This is a genomic window from Tateyamaria armeniaca (genome assembly GCF_045797845.1).
In the GTDB taxonomy this organism is placed as follows: Bacteria; Pseudomonadota; Alphaproteobacteria; order Rhodobacterales; family Rhodobacteraceae; genus Tateyamaria; species Tateyamaria armeniaca.
Genome location: NZ_JBHDIY010000002.1, coordinates 2,003,281 through 2,023,593, shown reverse-complemented (window position 1 = coordinate 2,023,593; position 20,313 = coordinate 2,003,281). Strand labels below are relative to the sequence as shown.

The 20,313-nt window shown below is 60.8% G+C and carries 21 protein-coding genes; 6 read left to right on the top strand and 15 right to left on the bottom strand.

Translation table 11 applies throughout. The features are described 5' to 3' along the window. Positions 1-23: 23 nt before the first annotated feature. Entirely contained in the window at positions 24-1,004 is a 981-nt protein-coding gene (locus tag ACERZ8_RS10190; RefSeq protein WP_407592095.1) for a DMT family transporter, read from the top strand. A 3-nt stretch (positions 1,005-1,007) separates the two neighbouring features. Here the strand turns inward: ACERZ8_RS10190 and ACERZ8_RS10185 are convergent, their stop codons facing one another. Next, the gene (locus tag ACERZ8_RS10185) at positions 1,008-1,973 is read right to left on the bottom strand and encodes an NADPH:quinone oxidoreductase family protein (protein ID WP_407592094.1); all 966 of its coding nucleotides are present in this window, start codon (positions 1,971-1,973) and stop codon (positions 1,008-1,010) included. Positions 1,974-2,003: 30 nt separating this feature from the next. After that, positions 2,004-2,246 carry a hypothetical protein gene (locus ACERZ8_RS10180; protein ID WP_407592093.1) on the bottom strand — a complete coding sequence of 81 codons (243 nt, stop codon included), beginning with the start codon at positions 2,244-2,246 and terminating at the stop codon, positions 2,004-2,006. A 281-nt stretch (positions 2,247-2,527) separates the two neighbouring features. On the opposite strand from ACERZ8_RS10180, the gene ACERZ8_RS10175 reads away from it, so the two are divergent. Next, positions 2,528-3,607, top strand: a complete 1,080-nt coding sequence (locus ACERZ8_RS10175; protein WP_407592092.1) for a tartrate dehydrogenase — start codon at positions 2,528-2,530, stop codon at positions 3,605-3,607. Next, positions 3,608-4,498 carry an alpha/beta fold hydrolase gene (locus tag ACERZ8_RS10170; RefSeq protein ID WP_407592091.1) on the top strand — a complete coding sequence of 297 codons (891 nt, stop codon included), beginning with the start codon at positions 3,608-3,610 and terminating at the stop codon, positions 4,496-4,498. Positions 4,499-4,550: 52 nt separating this feature from the next. Here ACERZ8_RS10170 and nusB read toward each other — a convergent pair whose 3' ends face one another. The 4 genes from nusB to ACERZ8_RS10150 all read right to left on the bottom strand — a co-directional run bounded on the left by nusB (position 4,551) and on the right by ACERZ8_RS10150 (position 7,485). After that, complete coding sequence (gene nusB / locus ACERZ8_RS10165; protein ID WP_407592090.1) at positions 4,551-5,018, bottom strand: transcription antitermination factor NusB; 468 nt, start codon at positions 5,016-5,018, stop codon at positions 4,551-4,553. Then, complete coding sequence (locus tag ACERZ8_RS10160; protein ID WP_407592089.1) at positions 5,015-5,557, bottom strand: 6,7-dimethyl-8-ribityllumazine synthase; 543 nt, start codon at positions 5,555-5,557, stop codon at positions 5,015-5,017. The genes nusB and ACERZ8_RS10160 overlap by 4 nt, the downstream gene beginning before the upstream one ends. Before the next feature lie 2 nt (positions 5,558-5,559). Further along, positions 5,560-6,678: a 3,4-dihydroxy-2-butanone-4-phosphate synthase gene (gene ribB / locus ACERZ8_RS10155; RefSeq protein ID WP_407592088.1), complete on the bottom strand. Its 1,119-nt coding sequence runs from the start codon at positions 6,676-6,678 to the stop codon at positions 5,560-5,562. Positions 6,679-6,897: 219 nt separating this feature from the next. Next, positions 6,898-7,485, bottom strand: a complete 588-nt coding sequence (locus ACERZ8_RS10150; RefSeq protein WP_407592087.1) for a riboflavin synthase — start codon at positions 7,483-7,485, stop codon at positions 6,898-6,900. Positions 7,486-7,618: 133 nt separating this feature from the next. On the opposite strand from ACERZ8_RS10150, the gene ACERZ8_RS10145 reads away from it, so the two are divergent. The 3 genes from ACERZ8_RS10145 to ACERZ8_RS10135 all read left to right on the top strand — a co-directional run bounded on the left by ACERZ8_RS10145 (position 7,619) and on the right by ACERZ8_RS10135 (position 12,243). After that, the gene (locus ACERZ8_RS10145; RefSeq protein ID WP_407592086.1) at positions 7,619-8,932 is read left to right on the top strand and encodes a capsule biosynthesis protein; all 1,314 of its coding nucleotides are present in this window, start codon (positions 7,619-7,621) and stop codon (positions 8,930-8,932) included. A gap of 147 nt (positions 8,933-9,079) precedes the next feature. After that, complete coding sequence (locus tag ACERZ8_RS10140; protein WP_407592085.1) at positions 9,080-10,213, top strand: polysaccharide biosynthesis/export family protein; 1,134 nt, start codon at positions 9,080-9,082, stop codon at positions 10,211-10,213. Between the two features lie 17 nt (positions 10,214-10,230). Then, complete coding sequence (locus ACERZ8_RS10135; protein ID WP_407592084.1) at positions 10,231-12,243, top strand: capsular polysaccharide biosynthesis protein; 2,013 nt, start codon at positions 10,231-10,233, stop codon at positions 12,241-12,243. Here ACERZ8_RS10135 and ribD read toward each other — a convergent pair. The 9 genes from ribD to ACERZ8_RS10090 form a co-directional block, all read right to left on the bottom strand. Further along, positions 12,240-13,313 (bottom strand): bifunctional diaminohydroxyphosphoribosylaminopyrimidine deaminase/5-amino-6-(5-phosphoribosylamino)uracil reductase RibD, encoded by a 1,074-nt coding sequence (gene ribD, locus ACERZ8_RS10130; protein WP_407594230.1) that lies wholly within the window; start codon positions 13,311-13,313, stop codon positions 12,240-12,242. The genes ACERZ8_RS10135 and ribD overlap by 4 nt on opposite strands. Positions 13,314-13,336: 23 nt before the next feature. Beyond that, a complete protein-coding gene (gene nrdR, locus ACERZ8_RS10125) occupies positions 13,337-13,804 on the bottom strand; it encodes a transcriptional regulator NrdR (RefSeq protein WP_407592083.1) in 468 nt (155 codons plus the stop codon). 140 nt (positions 13,805-13,944) lie between these two features. Then, positions 13,945-14,382 carry a hypothetical protein gene (locus ACERZ8_RS10120; RefSeq protein WP_407592082.1) on the bottom strand — a complete coding sequence of 146 codons (438 nt, stop codon included), beginning with the start codon at positions 14,380-14,382 and terminating at the stop codon, positions 13,945-13,947. A gap of 172 nt (positions 14,383-14,554) precedes the next feature. Further along, entirely contained in the window at positions 14,555-14,983 is a 429-nt protein-coding gene (locus ACERZ8_RS10115; RefSeq protein WP_407592081.1) for a hypothetical protein, read from the bottom strand. A gap of 67 nt (positions 14,984-15,050) precedes the next feature. Further along, complete coding sequence (locus tag ACERZ8_RS10110; protein ID WP_407592080.1) at positions 15,051-15,455, bottom strand: secondary thiamine-phosphate synthase enzyme YjbQ; 405 nt, start codon at positions 15,453-15,455, stop codon at positions 15,051-15,053. An 11-nt stretch (positions 15,456-15,466) separates the two neighbouring features. Then, complete coding sequence (locus ACERZ8_RS10105; RefSeq protein WP_407592079.1) at positions 15,467-15,736, bottom strand: HlyU family transcriptional regulator; 270 nt, start codon at positions 15,734-15,736, stop codon at positions 15,467-15,469. 124 nt (positions 15,737-15,860) lie between these two features. Further along, the gene (gene rpoD, locus ACERZ8_RS10100; RefSeq protein ID WP_407592078.1) at positions 15,861-17,846 is read right to left on the bottom strand and encodes an RNA polymerase sigma factor RpoD; all 1,986 of its coding nucleotides are present in this window, start codon (positions 17,844-17,846) and stop codon (positions 15,861-15,863) included. A 129-nt stretch (positions 17,847-17,975) separates the two neighbouring features. Continuing rightward, the gene (dnaG, locus tag ACERZ8_RS10095) at positions 17,976-19,943 is read right to left on the bottom strand and encodes a DNA primase (protein ID WP_407592077.1); all 1,968 of its coding nucleotides are present in this window, start codon (positions 19,941-19,943) and stop codon (positions 17,976-17,978) included. Between the two features lie 49 nt (positions 19,944-19,992). Beyond that, positions 19,993-20,295, bottom strand: coding sequence for a hypothetical protein (locus ACERZ8_RS10090; RefSeq protein ID WP_407592076.1), 303 nt, complete (start codon positions 20,293-20,295; stop codon positions 19,993-19,995). Positions 20,296-20,313 lie beyond the last annotated feature (18 nt).

Here is a 20,313-nt window from a genome sequence, read left to right as displayed (position 1 = left end):
GTGGCCGTGATAGGGCTGGGCGCATGAGCCCCGAACGCCAGAATATCGCAGGTCTTGGCATCCTGTTCGTGCTGATCGGGGTGTTCTGCATCTCGATCAACGATCTGCTGATCAAGCAGTTGTCGGGGGGCTATCCGCTGCACCAGATCGTGTTTGCGCGTTCGGGCATCGGGATCCTGTTCAGCCTGATCATCGTGCAATACGAAGGCGGGTTCGGCATCCTGCGCACGTCACAACCGGGGCTGCACGCCATGCGCGGCCTGCTGATCGTGGTCGCGAACATGACGTTTTTCCTGGCCCTCGCCGTGTTGCCGCTGGCGGATGCCACGGCCTTGTTCTTTGCCGCGCCTCTGTTCATCACGCTGCTGTCGATCCCGATGCTGGGCGAAAAGGTCGGGCCGCTGCGCCTTGGCGCGGTTGCCATCGGGTTTGCTGGCGTTGTGATCATGCAGCGCCCGTGGGCCGGCGCGGGCGAGTTGGAGGTGAGCCGCATCGTCCTCCTCCTCCCGGTGCTGTCGGCCCTTACTTATGCGCTGAACCAGATTCTGACCCGCAAACTGGGTGTGGTCAGCAAGGCAAGCGCGCTGGCCGTCTACATTCAAGCCACCTTTATCGTCGTGTCGATGGCGTTCTACCTTGTCGCAGGGGACGGGCGGTTTGCAGACGGGGCGACAAACGCATCGCTTGTCTTTCTGCTGCGGGCCTGGGTGTGGCCTGCGGGGCCGGATATGTGGATATTTGCGGGTCTCGGCCTCAACTCGGCCATCATCGGCTATTGTCTGAGCCAGGCCTACCGTCTTGCCGATGCCGCAACCGTGGCCCCATTCGAATATATCGGTCTGCCGCTTGCGGCGTTCTGGGGCTTTGTCGTGTTTGGCGACCTGCCGGTGTTCGAGGTCTGGATCGGGATCGCCCTAATCCTCGGGTCTGGCCTGTTCGTCTTTCTGCGAGAACGTCAAAAGGCACGCATGTTGGCCCATGCCCAGGTCAGGCGGCGGCACTAGGGGTCAGGCGGTGGTGGTGATCACGACCTTGCCGGTGGCCTTGCGGCTGCGCAGCAGTTCCAGCCCGTCATTGGCCTGTTCAAGTGGTAGTATGTGGCTGACATGGGGTTTCAGCTTGCCTTGGGTGTACCAGTCAAAAAGCACCGCAAAGCTGTCGGTCAGCACCTTGGGGTTCACCCGCGTATAGCCACCCCAGTAATAGCCGATCACCGTCAGGTTCTTGACCAGAAGGATGTTGGCCGGGATCTGCGGCACCGTCCCGCTGGCAAAACCCAGCGGCAGAAGCCGCGCCTCGGGATTGCAGGCGCGCAAGGCCGCGTTGAACAGATCGCCCCCGACCGGATCATAGACAACGTCGGCCCCGCCCAGCGCCTTGACGTTTGCGCGCAGATCGCAGGTGTCACTGTCAAGCAGGTGATCCGCACCCGCCTGTTTCGCGATGGCCAGCTTTTCTGCGCCGCGCGCCACGGCGATGACGTCGGCCCCCATCAGCTTGCCCAGCTCAACTGCCGTCAGGCCCACGCCGCCCGACGCCCCGAGAACCAGCAGCCGTTCGCCGGGGCGCAGGTGCGCCTTGTAATCAAGGCCCACATGGCTGGTGCCATAGGCGATCAGAAAGGCGGCTGCATCCACCGCCGACATCACATCCGGGATGGGCACACAGATGTCCGCTGGCAGAGCGGCATATTCGGCCAGCCCGCCGAACCCGGAATAGGCCGCAATGCGCTGCCCCTTCTCCAGATGGGAAACACCTGCGCCGACCGCCTCAATGGTGCCCGACATCTCCATCCCGATGGTCGCAGGCAGGGGTGGTTTTTCCTGATAGGTGCCTTTCACGATCAGCGTGTCACCAAAGTTCAGCCCACAGGCTTCGATCCGCACAAGAACCTCGCCCGCCGCCGGGGTGGGCACGGGCACATCGCGCAGGCTCAGCGGCTGGCCTAGTTCGACAAGTTGCACGGCACGCATGGGTGGCTCTCCTCGGGATCAGAGGGGCCTTTAGTCGTCCGAGCGCCCCATTTGCCAGACCACATAGCTGATTTGGACAGCCCCGAACAACAAGCCATTGAAGAACCAGAGGATAAAGAGAACGAGAAACGCGTCGTTGCTGTTCTGGGCATGAGTGTGAATCTCGGCAATGTCGAGCAGCCAGATCGCGGCCACAAACACCGCCGACAGGGCAAATCCGACGGCAGAGCCACTGAGGAACAGACGGATCAGAGGGTTTGGTTCGTCATGCATGCTGCAAAGATAGGGCATAGGGTTTTGGAGTACAGGGGGTGGAGTTTTCAGCAACGGCCTTGGGCAGACCCTTGCCTGCGAAGCGACGCATGGCGGCTTTGGCCGCAATACATATTGCTGCGCGCTCTATGAATGGACAGTTGTAAAGCAAAGCCGCCGTTTCACTCTGCTCTTCGTTCCAAACGCACAAAGCCCAAGGCCCACAATGGATTTGCACGGCACTTCTGTTGCCTGCCCTCGAAGACTGGCTTACGCAGAGCGCGACCATAAGGACAAAGCATATGCCAAAGAACAGCTGGAAGATTGCCGTCATCCCGGGAGACGGCATCGGGAAAGAAACCACGCCTGAAGGGGTTCGAGTTCTGGAGGCTGCCGCGAAACGCTTCGATCTCGGGTTCGACTTTGACGATCACGACTTTGCCTCCGCCGATTATTACGCACAGCACGGGCAAATGATGCCCGATGACTGGAAGGACCATCTGAGCAGCAGTGATGCACTGTTCTTTGGGGCCGTTGGATGGCCGGATGTTGTGCCCGATCACGTCTCGCTCTGGGGATCGCTCATCCAGTTTCGGCGGGAGTTCGATCAATATGTCAGCCTGCGCCCGGCGCGCGCTATGCCCGGTGTTCCGCTGCCTTTGGCGGGCCGTGCGCCCGGTGACATTGACATGATGATCGTGCGTGAAAACACCGAAGGCGAGTATTCGTCCATCGGCGGCAAGATGTTCCCCGGCACGGACCGCGAGGTCGTCCTGCAGGAAACCGTCATGACCCGGATCGAGGTCGACCGCATCCTGAAATATGCCTTTGATCTGGCGGCCAAACGTGGGCGCCATCTGACATCGGCCACCAAGTCCAACGGCATCTCGATCACGATGCCCTACTGGGACGAGCGGGTGGCCGAGATGGCGACGCAGTATCCCGACATCAAGGTCGACAAGTACCATATCGACATTCTGACGGCCCAATTTGTCCTGCACCCGGACTGGTTCGACGTCGTTGTGGCGTCCAACCTGTTTGGCGACATCCTGTCGGACCTTGGCCCCGCCTGCACTGGCACGATCGGCATCGCACCGTCAGGCAACATCAATCCGGAAGGGAAATTCCCGTCGCTGTTTGAACCGGTCCACGGGTCCGCGCCTGACATTGCCGGAAAGGGGCTTGCCAACCCCGTCGGACAGATCTGGGCCGCGGCCATGATGCTGGAACATCTGGGTGCGCAAGAGGCCAGCACCTCGATTGTCGCCGCCATTGAGCTCGTATTGGCGGAAGAGACGTTGCGCACGCCGGACCTTGGCGGATCGGCCGACACCAAAACTTGTGGCGCGGCCATTGCGGATGCTGTTTTGGACGGGTCGTAAGTGGTCGCGTCCGCGTTCCTTGAGGGCTTTGACGTCCAACGGGTTAAACTGCCTGATCTGACCATCAACTATGCCAGTGCGGGGATGGGACCGCCGATCTTGCTGCTGCACGGCCATCCGCAAACCCATGTGGTCTGGCGCAAAATTGCCCCGCGCCTTGTCGAGGCTGGGTATACGGTGATTGCCCCCGATCTCAGGGGCTATGGCGATAGCGACAAACCGGAAAGTGACCCATCGCACCTTCCCTACTCCAAAAGGGTCATGGCCGCCGATCAGATCGCGTTGATGGAACACCTTGGCCACAAGGCGTTTTCCGTGGTCGGCCATGATCGCGGAGGCCGGGTGGCCCATCGCATGGCGCTTGATTTTCCGGATGCGGTCGAACGGCTGGCCGTGCTCGACATTGCGCCCACGCTCACGATGTACGCGCAAACCAATCAGGAGTTTGCCACGCGGTATTTCTGGTGGTTTTTCCTGATCCAGCCAAATGGGCTGCCCGAGAAGATGATCGCGTCGCACCCGGAATACTTCCTGCGCAGACATATCGCGGGCCAGGTAAAGATCGAAGGGTCCGTCGACGAGGCCGCGATTGCCGAATATCTGCGCAGTTATCGTGATCCGGCCACGCTCCACGCGATTTGCGAAGACTACCGGGCGGCGGCGAGCATTGATCTGGAGCATGATCGGGCAGATCAGGACAGTCGCATCACCGCACCGCTGTTGGCGATTTGGGGGGAACGTGGCGTTGTGGGTGAGCTGTATGACGTTAAGGCGACGTGGCAGGAAAAGGCGAGCGACGTGTCGGGCATCGCTTTGCCCTGTGGGCATGCCATCCCCGAAGAAGCGCCCCAAGAGTTGACCGCGCATATTCTTGGATTTCTGACGCGCTGAAGCCGCTTATGCCTCGACACCTACGCACAGCGCCGAACACAAAGCTACATGCTCAAAACGCTTCGGGGCGCGCCTCGCGGGCCATGTGATCGAGCACTGCATTCACAAAACTGGGCTCTTTCCCGTCCGGGAAGAAGGCGCGCGCCACGTCCACGTATTCACTGATTACAACCTTCGGCGGCGTGCCGGTGTCCCGCAGCTCGGCCCCTGCCGCGCGGAACAGTGCGCGGATCGTCGGATCAATCCGCGAGATGGGCCATTTGGCGACCAGCCCCCGGTCCGTCATCTGATCAATCGGGGCCTGATAGTTCACCGCCGTCTCCATCACCCGCGCGAAATGATCAGGATCGCCCTCGGTCATCTCGTCGCCCTCGTAGGACGCACCAAAGCGGTGGTCCATGAACTCGACCTTGATCTGGTCGACGGTCTGCGATGACTGCTCCATCTGGAACAGGGCCTGCACAGCATAAAGCCGCGCGGCCGAGCGCATCTTGCGTTTCTGGTTGCCCGAAAGGGTCATGCGGTCGTGGTTCCTGTCTTGCCAGCCAGTTGATATTCAGAGGCCGGTTTGAATCCGACCCCCTTGTCCTGGCGGCCCCACTTACGGGCGAGCGCGATCAGGTGCAAGGCCGCAGCAGCAGCCCCGCCGCCTTTGTTCTGGCCCGCAGGGTCGGCGCGCACTTCGGCCTGTTCCACGTTTTCGACAGTCAGGATACCGTTGCCGATGCACAGGCCCTGAAGGCCCAGCAGTTGCAACGCCCGAGAGCTGTCATTGCACACCGTCTCGTAATGGGTCGTCTCGCCCCGGATCACGCAGCCAAGGGCAACGTAGCCGTCGAAATTCGACATCCGTTCCGAGATGCCGATGGCCGTCGGAATTTCCAACGCGCCGGGCATTTCGATCAGATCCCACGTGGCCCCTGCGGCCTCAATCTCGGCCTTTGCGCCAGCGACCATGTTTTCCGCAATCGCCTTGTAATAGGGCGACACAACAATCAGCACCTTTACAGGGCGATCAAAGCTGGGGCGGTCCAGCACGTGATGTTCGATAGAAGCCATCGCTATTCTCCCAAAATCGGACGGGTGCCGACGATTTCCAGACCGTAGGCGTCGATGCCCATATAGGTGGTGCGCGGGCTGTCTGTCAGCAGGATCAGGCGGGTCAGACCCATATTGCTGAGCATCTGTGCCCCCAGCCCGGTGTTCTTGACGATGCGCGGGCCGGCCTCTTCTTCGTCGAACAGCGCCTTGCGGGGCTGACGGAACAAGCAGACGACACCGCGCCCTTCCTCGGCAATGATCTCCATCGCGCGGGGCAATTCTCCGACCGGCTTGTCGCTGAGGCCAAGAATATCGGTCACTTCGGCAAGCGCGTGCGTGCGCACAAGGACAGGCTCGTCCGTGCTCAGATCCCCTTTCGAAAGTGTCACATGTTCGATCCCGTGGGTCTGGTCCGTGAAGATGCGCATGTGCCATTCGCCGCCATGCTGGGACATGACCGTGCTGTTGGCGGTCTCAACCACCAGATTGTCGTGGCGACGGCGGTAAGAAATCAGATCGCTGATTGTGCCGATCTTGAGGCCATGCTTGGCCGCATAGTCCACAAGGTCAGGCAGGCGCGCCATTGAGCCGTCTTCGTTCATGATCTCGCAAATGACCGACGATGGGTAATGCCCGGCAAGGCGCGCCACGTCGCAGCCCGCCTCGGTATGGCCTGCACGTACCAGCACGCCGCCCTTGCGCGCGCGCAGTGGAAAGACGTGACCGGGCGTCGCAAGGTCCGCCGGACCGGCCTGCGGGTTCACGAGTGTGGACACAGTCAACGCACGATCCGCGGCCGAGATACCCGTGGTCACGCCCTCGCGCGCCTCAACGGACACGGTGAACGCTGTTTCGTGACGGGACGAATTGTGCATGGCCATCATCGGCAGACCCAACTCATCCACCCGTTCGGACGGCAGCGTCACGCAGATCAGCCCGCGCCCGTGTGCCGCCATGAAATTCACCGCCTCGGGGGTGGCAAAATTGGACGGGATCACCAGATCGCCTTCGTTCTCGCGGTCTTCGTGATCCACCAGAATGAACATCTGGCCAAGACGCGCGGCCTCGATGATCTCTTCGATGGGCGAGATCGCGGCAGCAAGGTCGGTTTCGACCGGACCGGGGGTTTCAAAGCTCATGGATCACCTTTGGCAGTGTATGAGGCGCGACATAAAGGAAGCCCGAAGACTTTGCCAGTGCAGCGCGACGCACACCACCCGTGCGTCCAGTTCTTCTCTGATTTCAAGAAATCCTCCCCGCAGGGTCGATCTGCCAAGCGCCTCGTCGGGGAACGGATGCGAGCACGCGCGCCACCTGTCGCACAAAATGGCGTCAGGCCGCATGGCCTGTCTGCAGGATCACCCCGCCTCGGCCAGACGCGCGACGTAGCGGGCCAGCGTGTCGATTTCGAGGTTGACCATATCGCCAACCGCCACATCGCCCCATGTCGTCACCTGCTTGGTGTGCGGGATAAAGTTGATGCCGAAGACATCCCCCTGCACCTCATTCACGGTCAGCGATGTGCCATTGAGCGCAACCGATCCCTTGGGGGCAACGAAGCGGGCCAGATCGTCCGGCGCGCGCAACTGAACGCGGGTGCTGTCGCCCTCATCAACGACTGATACGACTTCGGCCACGCCGTCCACGTGGCCCGACACGATGTGCCCGCCCAACTCGTCGCCCACCTTCAGCGCGCGTTCGAGGTTCACGCGTTTGCCGACCGTCCATGCCGCAAGGTTTGTCTTGGACACCGTTTCCGCGCTGATCTGCACGTCATACCAATCCGGGCCCAGGTCCACGACCGTCAGGCAGACCCCGTCCGACGCGATAGAGGCGCCCATGTCGATGCGTGACGTGTCATAGGTCGTCGAAATGCGCGCGCGCAGATCGCCTTCCTGCTTGAGATCAACCAGAGTGCCGATGTCGGTGATGATTCCAGTGAACATGACGCGCCGCCTTTTTGCCTTTGGTTATGAGGTAGCGGCGCAAGCTCATGCACGCAAGTGCGTCACACATTGCGCAGCACCACACTCTGGGCCATAAAATCGCCCCAGTCAGATGTTCACCTCAAGGAAAGACATGCCGCGTATCAGAGGCCAGATGACACTGCACGCTCCTCAATCCCGCGTGTTCCTGTTCCTTCAGGGGCCGCATGGGCCATTTTTCCACCGTCTGGGTGCCATGCTGCGCCGGGCGGGGGCCGAGGTGTGGCGCGTTGGTTTCAATGCGGGCGATCGCGCGTTCTGGTTCCATCCACGCAGCTATATCCCATTTCGCGGCACGGCTGGTGAATGGGGTGACACGTTTTCTGGCCTGATCGACGAAAAAGGTGTCACTGACATCGTCCTTTATGGCGATGTGCGCCCGATCCACGCCGAGGCGGTGGCACAGGCCAAGCAGCGCGGCATCACCGTTCACGTGTTCGAAGAAGGCTACATGCGCCCTTACTGGGTCACTTATGAAAGGGGCGGCACGAACGGCCATTCCCGCCTGATGGAGATGAGCGTGGCGCAGATGCAGGCGGCATTGGCGCTTTCAGATATGGAAGCCCCGCTGCCCCCCGGGCACTGGGGCGACATGCGCCAGCACGTGTTTTACGGCGCGCTTTATCATTGGTTCGTGATGTTCAGGAACGGCGATTACCGCAATTTCCAGCCTCATCGCGCCTTGAGTGTGGCCCATGAATTCAAGCTTTATGTCCAGCGCCTGCTGCTCATGCCCCTGCACACGCTGGACCGCATTCAAGCGACCTTGCGCATCCGTTATGGCGGCTTTCCCTATCATCTGGCGCTGTTGCAATTGGAACATGACAGCAGCTTTCAGGAACATTCGCCCTTTTCGTCGATGACCGAATTCCTTGACCTTGTGATCCGTGGCTTTGCCAGCGGCGCACCGGGGCATCATCATCTGGTGATCAAGGCGCATCCGCTCGAAGACGGGCGCGCGCCGATCCGCCGCCATATCCGGGCGCTGATGGGCGAACTGGGGTTGCAGGGGCGGGTGCATTACGTACGCGGCGGCAAGCTGGCGCAACTTCTGAACGACGCACGCTCTGCCGTTACAGTGAATTCGACAGCGGCCCAGCAGGTGCTGTGGCGCGGGATTCCGCTCAAGGTCTTTGGGCGGGCGGTGTTTTCCAAGCCGGAGTTCGTCAGCGACCAGCCGATGTCCGAATTCTTTGCCGGGGCCACCCGACCAGACAACAAGGCCTACAAGGATTATCGCCGGTATCTGCTGGAAACCAGCCAGTTGCCGGGCGGTTTCTATTCGGCCCGGGGACGTCGACAGTTGCTGCGGCAGGTCGTGGACATGATGCTGTCGGGCGAAGATCCTTACGACGCGCTCGCCTCTGGCACCGCGGCCCCAAGGCAACAGTTGCGTGTCGTGACCTGACACCCACTACCCCTATGGCTAGATTTTATCGCCCGAGTCCGGTAGCTTGAGCGCAAATCAGGAGTGGAAAACCGCTCCGATCCCAAAAATGATGTGGGCCAACCTGCATCCCGAGGCAGAACAAGAACAGGTCGAGGAGACCGAGCAGTGATTTTCCAGTCTTTCCGCTGGGCGCGTGCCGTCGCGCTGTTGAGCATCGTGGGCATCGTTTCCGCGTGCGGGTTGCCGCAAGTCGGACCGAACAAACGTGAAATCTATGCCGGGTCCGTCCAGAAAGAGGGCGACGCCTTTATCGTGTCGGTCAATGACCGGGTGACACGGGCGACCGCCGTGACCCCTGCCCTTGGGTTCAGCGATGATTTCATCAATGCTGGCGTCATCGGGTCCGACACGATACGTCCAGGCGACATTCTGGGTCTGACCATCTGGGAAAACGTCGATGACGGGTTGCTGGCAGGTCAGGGGCAGAACGCAACAGCTCTGGAAGAAGTACAGGTGGACGGCGCGGGCTTCATCTTTGTGCCCTATGCCGGTCGCATCCGCGCCTCTGGCAATTCACCCGAAGCCATTCGCCGCATCATCACCGCCAAGCTCGAAGAACAGACACCAGACCCGCAGGTGCAGGTGCGCCGCATTGCAGGTGACGGATCAACCGTGTCGCTGATCGGCTCTGTCGGCGGACAGGGGGTCTATGCCATCGAACGTCCCACACGGACTTTGTCGACGATGCTGGCCCGGGCGGGCGGCGTCACCATTGAGCCCGAAATTGCCCAAGTTACCGTCATTCGCGGCGGCATGCGCAGCCGCATCTGGTTCCAGGATCTCTACGATCACCCCGAACTCGACATCGCCCTGCGTGGCGGCGACCGCATTCTGGTCGAAGAAGACACGCGCGCCTTCACAGCCCTTGGTGCGACCGGTGGACAGGCCCGCGTGCCTTTCGAGTCCCAAAACCTCAGCGCGCTTGAGGCCATCGCCCAGGTCGGCGGGTTGCAATCCAACACCGCCGATCCAACCGGCATTTTCGTCTTCCGCAACGAACCCGCCGAAGTGGCCAACATCGTTCTGGGCCGCGATGATCTGGTGGGTGCACAGCGCTTTGCCTATGTCCTGGACCTCACTCAGCCCAACGGCATGTTTCAGGCCCGCGACTTCGTGATCCGGGACGCGGACACGATCTATGTGACCGAAGCCCCCTATACCCAGTTCACCAAGATCCTGTCGTCCCTCACCGGACCAGCGGCCTCGGTCAACGCACTGGCAAGCCTTGACGGAAACTGACGCCAAAGGCGATCCGCGTGACCGATAAGAAAAATGATGCCGCCGGATCTGAAAAGACCCGGCGGCTTTATGTTTACAACGGCGGTTTTCTGACCCAAACCCGCGTGCGGCGCATTCTGGACCTTGCGGGATATCGCGTGTCCCTTGGCCTGCCGCGCGACGGCGACTTGGTCGGCATCTGGGGCAATTCGCCGACAGCGCATCGCGGTCTGAAGGTCGCAGAACGCTACAATGCCCCGGTGGTTCGGGTTGAGGATGCGTTCCTGCGCTCGCTCTTTCCGGGGCGCGCAGGCGGGCCACCATTGGGTCTGTTGATCGACCACAAAGGTGCGCATTTTGATCCCGCACAGCCCAGCGATCTCGAAGAGATATTGGCCACCCACCCGCTGGATGACACCGCCCTTCTGAACCGCGCGCGCGGGTCCATTGCAAGGATGCAAGAGGCGCATCTGAGCAAGTACAACGCGTTTGAACCGGATGCGCCAACCCCCGAACCGGGCTATGTGCTGGTGATCGATCAGAGCCGCGGGGACGCGTCCGTGACGGCATCCGGGGCGGATCGCAATCGCTTTCTTGAGATGCTGTTTGTTGCACAGGACGAGCACCCGGGTGCGCGCATCGTGATCAAGACCCACCCCGAGACAGCGCAGGGATTTCGCGAAGGGTACTTTACCGAGAAAGACACCAGCGACCGGGTACAATTGCTAAGCGTTCCGGTCAGCCCGTGGACACTGATGGAAGGCGCGATTGCCGTTTACACCGTGTCCTCCAGCCTCGGGTTCGAGGCGATGCTGGCCGGGCACAAGCCGCGCGTCTTTGGCCAGCCGTTTTATGCCGGATGGGGCCTGAGCGTAGATGAATTTCCGGTGCAGCGCCGCCAGCGCCGCCTGACCCGCGCGCAGCTTTTTGCAGGCGCGATGATGATCTATCCGAAATGGTATGATCCGTTTCGCGACTATCTCTGTTCGCTCGACACCGCCATTGAAACACTGGCGGCCGAGGCTCGGGCATGGCGCGCTGATCATCGCGGCTGGGTGGCGAGCGGGATGCGCCTGTGGAAGCGCAAGCCGCTGCAAAAGGTGTTTGGCCGCTACAAGGCGATGAAGTTCGAGGATGACCCCGCCGCCGCCCGCGCCACGGGCCGTCCATGGATGGTCTGGGCCGGCAAGGCGCAGGTGGGCCATGAAACTGCTGTGCGGGTCGAGGACGGGTTCCTGCGCTCACGCGGCCTCGGGGCAGAACTTGTCCCGCCGTTGTCGCTGGTCACGGACGACCTGGGGATTTACTATGACCCCTCACGCCCCAGCCAACTGGAAAAGCTGATCCAGATGCGCCGCACTCTGCGCCCGGATCAACGGCTGCGGGCCGAGGCACTGGTCCGGGCTCTGACACGCGACAGCATCAGCAAGTACAATCTGGGCGGCACGATCCCGAAACTGCCCGAAGGTCCGCGCGTGCTAGTGGTGGGACAGGTTGAAGATGATGCATCCATTCTGACCGGCACCAGTGAGATCAAGACCAATCATGCGCTGCTTGCCGCGGCGCGCGCCGCGCATCCGGATGCCACACTGATCTACAAACCGCATCCCGACGTGGAAACCGGGCTGCGCGCAGGGGCGATGGACGCCGGTGATCTGGCCGATGTGGTTGCGGATGGCAGTGACATCACGGCCCTTCTGGCCGAGGTCGAAACCCTGTGGACGATGACGTCGCTGGCAGGGTTCGAGGCGCTGTTGCGCGGCGTCAAAGTGGTGACGATCGGCGCACCCTTCTATGCGGGCTGCGGTTTGACCACTGATATGGGTGACGTTCCGCCGCGCCGCCGCGAGGATGTGGAGTTGATGGGTCTGGTTCACGCCACGCTGATCGACTATCCGCGCTATTTCGATCCACAAACCGGGCTGCCCTGCCCTGTCGAGGTCGCTGTAGAGCGGCTCGCCAGTGGCGACGTGCCTCATCCCGGCTGGCCCAATCGCGCGCTGTCCAAGCTGCAAGGCCTGCTTGCCAGCCGCGCGCATCTGTGGCGCTAGAGCGCACGGCTCCATTCATGGCAGATGTCCGGACCGATCTGGCGTACCCTCTGCAGATCGAAACGCGCCGCGTCTGATAGCTTGCCCAGACCAAGTGCTCCGATGTTCGGCAACCCTTCGGCCCCGATGGCCACGCCCGCGGTGAAGCCCACCAGGCGGTCAACAAGGTCTGCTTCGATGAGTGCAGCGGCAAGGGCACTGCCGCCTTCGCAAAACACCCGCGTCAGTCCGTGCGCGCCCAGTTGTTGCAGCACATCCTGCGGGTCAAGCTGGCTACCGCGTGCAGCGCAGGGCAGCAGTTGGGCCCCGATGTCGCGCCACGTGTTCTGCATCATCGGATCGGCATCGCGGCTATGGCAAAGCAGCACGGGGAAGTCTTTGGCAGTGCGTGCAAGATTTCCCAGCAGGGGCAAATCAAGACGGCGGGACACGACCACACGCGCGGGCTGGTGCGTGGCCCCCATGCCCCGCACAGTCAGTGACGGATCATCCTGCCGCGCCGTGCCGCCCCCGACCATGACCGCGTCGTGACGCGCACGCATCGCATGCACGAAACGGCGCGCCTCGGGGCCTGTGATCCACTGGCTTTCACCCGTCCCGGTCGCAATGCGCCCGTCAAAGCTGCTGGCAAGCTTGAGCGTGACAAGCGGGCGGCCCTGTTCCACTTTCAACAGGAAACCCGACAGATCATTCTGTGCCTCATCCGCGCAAATGCCCGTTTCAACGGCGATGCCTGCCTTTTGCAACCGAGCAATCCCTGCGCCATCCACACGCGGATCACTGTCGCGCAGCGCAATCACGACCCGCATCACTTTGGCCGCGATCAACGCATCCGCGCAGGGCGGCGTGTTGCCGTGATGGGAGCAAGGTTCAAGAGTGACGTAAACTGTGGCACCCTGCGCTGCCACCCCGGCCTGTGCCAGCGCCTCGGTTTCGGCGTGCGGGCGACCGCCGGGTTGGGTCCATCCACGACCAACGATGCGCCCGTCTTTCACGATGACGCAGCCAACGGCCGGATTTGGCGCTGCATTCCCCTGTCCGCGTCGGCCCAGACTAAGGGCCAGACGCATGAACCGGGTGTCGCTGGGCGCGCTCACTCTTCGTCAGGTGTGCCGGGCCGCAGTTCCTGCACGAACTTGTCGAAGTCGTCCGCCGCCTGGAAGTTCTTATATACACTGGCAAAACGAACGTAAGCGACTGTGTCAATGCGGTGCAGGGCTTCCATGACAATCTCGCCGATCGTCTTGGACGGGATGTCAGTTTCGCCCATCGACTCCAGCCTGCGCACAATCCCGGAAATCATCTGATCGATCCGCTCGGGATCGATGGGGCGTTTTTGCATGGAGATGCGGATCGAGCGTTCCAGTTTGTCGCGGTCAAAATCTTCGCGCTTTCCGTTGCTTTTGATCACCACGAGATCACGCAATTGCACGCGCTCATAGGTCGTAAAGCGCCCTCCGCAGGCCGGGCAAAAGCGACGCCGACGGATCGATACATGATCCTCGGCGGGCCGACTGTCTTTAACCTGAGTGTCTATATTGCCGCAAAACGGACAGCGCATTGCCCATCCCCCTATCAAAATCCCGCCTGTGGTAGGGGTATGCCCCTATTCCACGAAACTATACGAGGTTGCCTAGGTTTTGGGTAGTCCAGAAATGACACCGCTACATAAGCGGTGCCACTGTGGCATTTGATGCAGGCCTAGCGACGCAACAGCGTGTTTGGGCCGGTGCGGATACGCAAATCCCTGAATTGACTGCAAACCGCATTGGCGTGGCCCACACTGCGTGTAAGTCCGGCCCGGCGCGTGCTTAAAGACACAGTTGAAAATGCGCCATCCACCGGTGAAGTCGTGAACACGACCCCTTTGCGACCTGGCATCGTTTGCGATGGACCACGCGGTGTTTCGACGTAAATGTCGCCGCGCTGCACCCCCAGAACCTTGCGGGCATAGATGCCTGCGGCGCACCACATCTGGCTGTTGCCGGCGCCGTCCGCCTCGACCACTTCGAACGAATCCGCATCGATGGGGGCGACCGGCAGTACAAAGTTCTGGCGGATCGTGATGGATTGGGCCGTTGCCAGTGAGGGGGCGGTCACAAGCAGGGCAAGAGCGAGGGCTGAAAATCGTTTTGTCATCATGTTCTCCTTTGCACAAAGAGATAGGGCCTCACCAGCAATTCGCGAAATCACATGTGCGCGGCGGCAATCCGAGGTCCAAAGCACTGAATTTCTGACAAGAATTTCAGTGGCTCCGCGGTTGGAAAATATTCATTCACGCAGGCACACCATGACGTGCATACAATGGCCATCATTGCGCAACAACGCGGACCTGAATCAGGATTTCCGGCTGTGATCTGCACAAGGCGTTCGCATGGCCCATGGAAAACACCTGTCCTTCGGTGCGCACGCCCTGAGACGTCGACTTGACCGGGCTCGCGACAGGCGCTGTGGTGAAGATCACGCTCTTGCGCCCGGGAAAGGCTGCGGAGTCGCCCCGCGCCCGCAAGACTGCAATCTCTCCGCCGCGCTGATTGAGGTAGTCGCGGGTAAATTTCGAGGCTGCACACCACATCGACGTTCCGCCCGCGCCGTCGTTTTCGATCACCTCAAAGGTGTTTGTGTCGATCGGGCGCACCGGGATGACGACCAGTTCCCTCAGAAAGATGGACTGGGCCGACGCGACTGCGGGCCAAGCAAGCACAAGACCAAGAATGGCAGTCAAAACGGGGTTTTTCATCGCAACGCTCCTGTCTCGCCAAGCGTAGCAGCAAAGACTGGCGTCGTGAATTCACCTTTGCGCGGTCTCAGCTTTGGTGCGCTACAACCTGCCGGGTTCTGGGCGCGTCGCGGTGTTCAAAAAGGTAGATGCCCTGCCATGTGCCCAAGGCCAGCCGTCCATTTGTGACCGGGATCGTCAGGCTGACCGGCAAAAGGGCCGCCTTGATATGGGCGGGCATATCGTCGGGGCCTTCATAAGTGTGGGTCAGATACGCCATCGACGGGTCGGTTGTGGGCGGCACAAGCCTTTTGAAAAACGCGGTGAGGTCCGTTTTAACCTCCGGATCAGCGTTTTCCTGAATGAGCAGCGAGCAGGATGTGTGCTGGACAAACAGGGTCAGAAGGCCGGTGCCCGTGGTCCAATCGGCGACTTCGCGGGTAAACTCGTAAAGGCCCTGGCCATCCGTCTGTATATGGAACGTGGTGTGCACCGGATGCGCGATCAGCGGAACAATCCGTCGCCCTGTTCGTCGATCACCTGTTTGGCCTTGGCGATGGTCGCGGCTGTCGCGTCCTCGTGCGAGGCGATGGTGTCGGCGCGGATCAAGGTGTGGGTGCGAACCTCGCCGTCCACATCCTTTTCGATCCGGGCGGAAAGCCGATAGCCATCAGATTGTTTTTGGAGCGTCGGGATGATCCGGAAATCCTTGTAGGTTTCCACAGTTTCTTCGGAAGACGCGCCGCCACCGAAAAGCTTTTTCAGGAATGACATGCCAGCCTCCTTGTACGTGTTTTCCGTTCTGCGCCTCTTGCCTTTGAAATCACTCGGCTTCGTGTCCGTGGACACAGCAAGGTGCCTGTCCACGGTGATTTTTTGGCGTGCAAACCCAGCGCTGTTACTGATCCAGGAACGAACGCAGCTTACGGCTCCGGCTTGGGTGCTTGAGCTTGCGCAGCGCCTTCGCCTCGATCTGGCGGATGCGTTCGCGGGTCACGCTGAATTGTTGGCCGACCTCTTCCAACGTATGGTCGGTGTTCATCCCGATGCCAAAGCGCATGCGCAGCACGCGTTCCTCGCGCGGGGTGAGCGAGGCCAGAACGCGGGTTGTCGTTTCCTTCAGGTTCTCTTGAATGGCGGAATCCAGCGGCAGAACCGCGTTCTTGTCCTCGATGAAATCGCCAAGCTGGCTGTCTTCCTCGTCCCCAATTGGGGTTTCGAGAGAGATAGGCTCCTTGGCGATCTTCATCACCTTGCGGACCTTTTCCAGCGGCATCTGCAGCTTTTCAGCCAGTTCCTCTGGCGTCGGTTCGCGACCGATCTCGTGCAGCATCTGGCGGCCTGTCCGGACCAGCTTGTTGATCGTTTCGATCATGTGCACGGGGATACGGATGGTGCGGGCCTGATCCGCGATGGACCGGGTGATCGCCTGACGGATCCACCATGTCGCATAGGTCGAGAATTTATAACCGCGCCGGTATTCGAATTTGTCCACGGCCTTCATCAGGCCGATGTTGCCTTCCTGAATGAGGTCAAGGAATTGCAAGCCACGGTTGGTGTATTTCTTGGCGATGGAGATCACGAGGCGCAGGTTGGCTTCGACCATTTCCTTTTTCGCCTGACGAGCCTCTTTTTCGCCCTTCTGGACCTGCTGCACGATGCGGCGGAATTCAGAGATGTCGAGGCCGACATACTGGCCGACCTGCGCCATGTCAGCGCGCAGTTCCTCGACCTTCGTGGCGGAGCGTTCGATGAACATCTGCCAGCCACGACCGGACTTGTCGCCCATCTCTTCAAGCCAATTGGGGTCCAACTCGCGACCCCGGTAGGAATCCACGAATTCCTTGCGGTTGATGCGCGCCTGATCAGCCAGTTTCACAATGGCGGAATCGATCTGCATGATGCGGCGGTTGATGCCGTACAGCTGGTCAATCAGCGCTTCGATACGGTTGTTGTGCAGGTGCAACTCGTTGACCAGCAACACGATTTCAGCGCGCAGCTTTTGGTACGTTGCCTCGTTCTCATTTGAAAACGAACCGTCTTCGTTCAGGGTCGCCGAAATCCGGCTGTCCTGCATTTCGGACAGCATCGCATAGTCGTTTGCGATGATATCGAGGGCCTCAAGCACTTGTGGCTTCAGCGCGGCCTCCATCGCGGCCAGCGACATGTTGGCCTGCTCGTCCTCGTCGTCGTCATCGTCCTTGGCAATCGGATTGCCGTCGGCGTCGAGTTCGGGGCTGTCTTCGGTCTTAGCCTCGGGCGCACCGGCGGCTTGCACGACGGGTTCGGTCGTTTCCTCGCCCTCTTCGCCCATCTGGTTGCCGAATGTCGCCTCAAGGTCGATCACATCGCGCAGCAAAATCTCTTCGCTCAGAAGTTCGTCGCGCCAGATGGTGATCGCCTGAAAGGTCAGCGGGCTTTCGCAAAGCCCTGCAATCATCGTGTTGCGACCGGCCTCGATCCGCTTGGCGATGGCAATCTCGCCCTCGCGGCTCAGCAGTTCGACGCTGCCCATTTCGCGCAGGTACATGCGCACCGGGTCGTCCGTCCGGTCGAGTTTTTCCTGACCCGTCGCACCTAGCGTCAGATCGCGGGTGCCTTCGGTAGTGGTCACGTCGGTCGAGCCTTTTTGCTCTTCCTCCTCGGCCTCTTCATCCTCGATGATGTTGATGCCCATTTCGGACAGCATCGACATCACGTCTTCGATCTGTTCGGAACTGACCTGATCAGGGGGCAGCACAGTGTTGAGCTGATCGTAGGTGATGTACCCCTTGTCGCGGGCTTCACCGATCATCTTTTTGACTGCGGCCTGGCTCATGTCGAGCGAATGCTCGTTGTCCTGATCGTCGGTCTTGGAATCTTCGTTCGTGTCTTTTGCGGCCATGCTGGGCTCCTCTATCGGGGCTCCTAAGGCGATTCGTTCCCCCGAATCGCTAAAAGAATCATTTCGTGATCTGGGTGATTCGGCCACCCTCTTACATGCATTTTCCTAAGGATTCGCGGCGAAAACGCATCACCGCTTGGGCTTGGAAAAGCTAATCTGGTCCATCAGCGAGGCAAAGGCGTCCCGTTCGCTTTTGCTGATTCGCGCCCCATTGGCGCTTACGTCGTATTCGGCGTTGTCCTCTTTGCCCGTACGGGTTGCATCGGCGGCAGCGGCTGCAGCTTGTCCCAGCCTCCAGGTCACCCCTTCGTCTGCGACCCCTTCGAGGTCCTGCATCGCATCCGCGATCTCGGCGTCCAGTCCCTTGGCCGCGCTGAGTTTTGCGAGCTCTTCGGCCACTGTCATTCGGGCCATATCGCTGTCGCCTGGTGTGCGGATACAAGGTATCAGTGCCACATGGCGCGATGACATGAGGTTATCAAGGGTTTGGGGGCCAAGTGCGCTGAAAATCTTTTCGTGCAACACCTCTTTGCCCGCATGCGCGTGGCGCAGAATCAGGTCGCGCAACACGGCATGATCAGGGTCGGTGCAGGTCAGTGATTCCAGCCCATTTTCAAACTCTGCGATCACTACCGGATTCAAAATCAGCGCGGCAAGAATTTTCATCTCACGGTAATGCTCAGTCATATCTCGACCACGAGCATTCAAAACAGACGATTTGGTGCTGGGCATCGGCGTGGGCGGCGCCTGCCAGCCGCGTTTGCCTTTGCCACCCTGCCAACCGCCGCCTCGTGGCGCAGCAGGCCCACGTTTGGCCCGGAACAAATCCCACCGCAGGTCCTTTATTTCCTGACCATAGTGCTGGCGGATCGATGGATCCTGGATCAGCTTGATCTTTTCGCGCAACGCCTTGTCCAGCGCCGCCTTGCGTTCGGGGCTGTCGAACACCTTCCCTTCGGTTTCGCGCTGCCACAGCAGGCGCACCATCGGGGTCGCATCGTCCAGCAGCTTTTGCAGCGCACCTGCCCCTTGGGCTTTCAGCAGATCATCCGGGTCCTGCCCTTCGGGCATCAGCGCAAAGCGCAGGGATTTGCCCGCCTCAAGTGCGGGCAGGGCCAGATCGATCAGGCGCATCGCAGCGCGCAGGCCTGCCGTGTCGCCGTCGAGCGCGATGATCGGCTCGTCCGCGATCCGCCACAGCATCGCCAGTTGGTTTTCGGTGATGGCCGTACCCAATGGCGCGACAGAAGCATCAAACCCGTGTTCGGCCAGCGCGATCACGTCCATGTACCCTTCGGCCACGATCAGCGGCTGGCCCTTGCCTGCCGCTGTACGTGCAGGCCCGTGGTTGTAAAGGCTGCGGCCCTTGTCGAACAATTCGGTCTCGGGCGAATTCAGGTATTTGGCATTGTCATTGGGGTCCATCGCGCGCCCGCCAAAGGCCGTGCAGCGCCCACGCGCATCGCGGATCGGAAACATGATGCGACCGCGAAACGTGTCATAGGGCTTGCCGCCCTTCTGGCTGGGTTTGGCCAGGCCCGCACCAAGGATCAGATCATCCTCAACCCCCTTGCCCTTGAGCGCATCCCACAAACCCTGCCAGGCATCAGGGGCAAAGCCGATTTCCCAACGATCCTGTGCGGCTGCATCGAGCCCGCGCCGTTCCAGATAGTCGCGCGCCTCGGACGCCGCGCCAGTTTTCAGTTGCAGGCGAAAGTGCTGCGCCGCCTGCTCCATAACCTCGGCGAGCAGCGTGCGGCGGTCGGATTTTTCCTGCGCGCGCGGGTCGCGTTCGGGCATCGGCATGCCCGCCTCGCCTGCCAGAATCTCGACGGCTTCCATGAACCCGACATTTTCGGTCTCGCGCACAAAAGAAATCGCATCACCTTTGGCGTGGCAGCCAAAGCAGTAATAGTACCCCTTGCGATCATCGACGTGAAAACTGGCGGTTTTTTCATGATGAAACGGGCACGGCGCCCACAGATCGCCCTTGCCCTGATTTGACTTGCGCGCATCCCACATGACCTTGCGCCCGACCACCTGCCCCAATGACAGGCGCGTGCGCAATTCATCGATAAATCCAGGGGGCAGGCTCATGCTTTATAATATTGGGGTGCGCCGGGGCAGAGTCGAGTCCCGACGCCGCCTATTGCTGCAAGCAAAGCTCGCTCCACGCAGCGCCTAGGTCTTCGTTGCGGATCACACGGCGTTTCTGCTCGTACACCCACGGGGTGATCAGCGGGATGGCGTTGTTATACTGTTCAGGCCAGTCAGGGGATTGGGCGAGGATGTGCTCGGGCACTTCACGTTCGGCCACGCGGTCAAGGCGCGCGGCTTGGATGGCGCTGACGACCTGGGCCTGATATCCGCAGGACACCGCCTTGTCTTCTTCTGCGAAGGCGGGCGTGGCAAAGGCGGCGGTGGCGAGGATCAGGGCAAAACGGGTCATGGCAGGCTCCGGAATACA

Coding starts and splice junctions, on each gene's coding strand:
- ACERZ8_RS10190 (WP_407592095.1), top strand. CDS start 24: ATGAGCCCCGAACGCCAGAATATCGCAGGTCTTGGCATCCTGTTCGTG.
- ACERZ8_RS10185 (WP_407592094.1), bottom strand. CDS start 1,973: ATGCGTGCCGTGCAACTTGTCGAACTAGGCCAGCCGCTGAGCCTGCGC.
- ACERZ8_RS10180 (WP_407592093.1), bottom strand. CDS start 2,246: ATGCATGACGAACCAAACCCTCTGATCCGTCTGTTCCTCAGTGGCTCT.
- ACERZ8_RS10175 (WP_407592092.1), top strand. CDS start 2,528: ATGCCAAAGAACAGCTGGAAGATTGCCGTCATCCCGGGAGACGGCATC.
- nusB (WP_407592090.1), bottom strand. CDS start 5,018: ATGACCCTTTCGGGCAACCAGAAACGCAAGATGCGCTCGGCCGCGCGG.
- ACERZ8_RS10160 (WP_407592089.1), bottom strand. CDS start 5,557: ATGGCTTCTATCGAACATCACGTGCTGGACCGCCCCAGCTTTGATCGC.
- ribB (WP_407592088.1), bottom strand. CDS start 6,678: ATGAGCTTTGAAACCCCCGGTCCGGTCGAAACCGACCTTGCTGCCGCG.
- ACERZ8_RS10150 (WP_407592087.1), bottom strand. CDS start 7,485: ATGTTCACTGGAATCATCACCGACATCGGCACTCTGGTTGATCTCAAG.
- ACERZ8_RS10145 (WP_407592086.1), top strand. CDS start 7,619: ATGCCGCGTATCAGAGGCCAGATGACACTGCACGCTCCTCAATCCCGC.
- ribD (WP_407594230.1), bottom strand. CDS start 13,313: ATGCGTCTGGCCCTTAGTCTGGGCCGACGCGGACAGGGGAATGCAGCG.
- nrdR (WP_407592083.1), bottom strand. CDS start 13,804: ATGCGCTGTCCGTTTTGCGGCAATATAGACACTCAGGTTAAAGACAGT.
- ACERZ8_RS10120 (WP_407592082.1), bottom strand. CDS start 14,382: ATGACAAAACGATTTTCAGCCCTCGCTCTTGCCCTGCTTGTGACCGCC.
- ACERZ8_RS10115 (WP_407592081.1), bottom strand. CDS start 14,983: ATGAAAAACCCCGTTTTGACTGCCATTCTTGGTCTTGTGCTTGCTTGG.
- ACERZ8_RS10105 (WP_407592079.1), bottom strand. CDS start 15,736: ATGTCATTCCTGAAAAAGCTTTTCGGTGGCGGCGCGTCTTCCGAAGAA.
- rpoD (WP_407592078.1), bottom strand. CDS start 17,846: ATGGCCGCAAAAGACACGAACGAAGATTCCAAGACCGACGATCAGGAC.
- dnaG (WP_407592077.1), bottom strand. CDS start 19,943: ATGAGCCTGCCCCCTGGATTTATCGATGAATTGCGCACGCGCCTGTCA.
- ACERZ8_RS10090 (WP_407592076.1), bottom strand. CDS start 20,295: ATGACCCGTTTTGCCCTGATCCTCGCCACCGCCGCCTTTGCCACGCCC.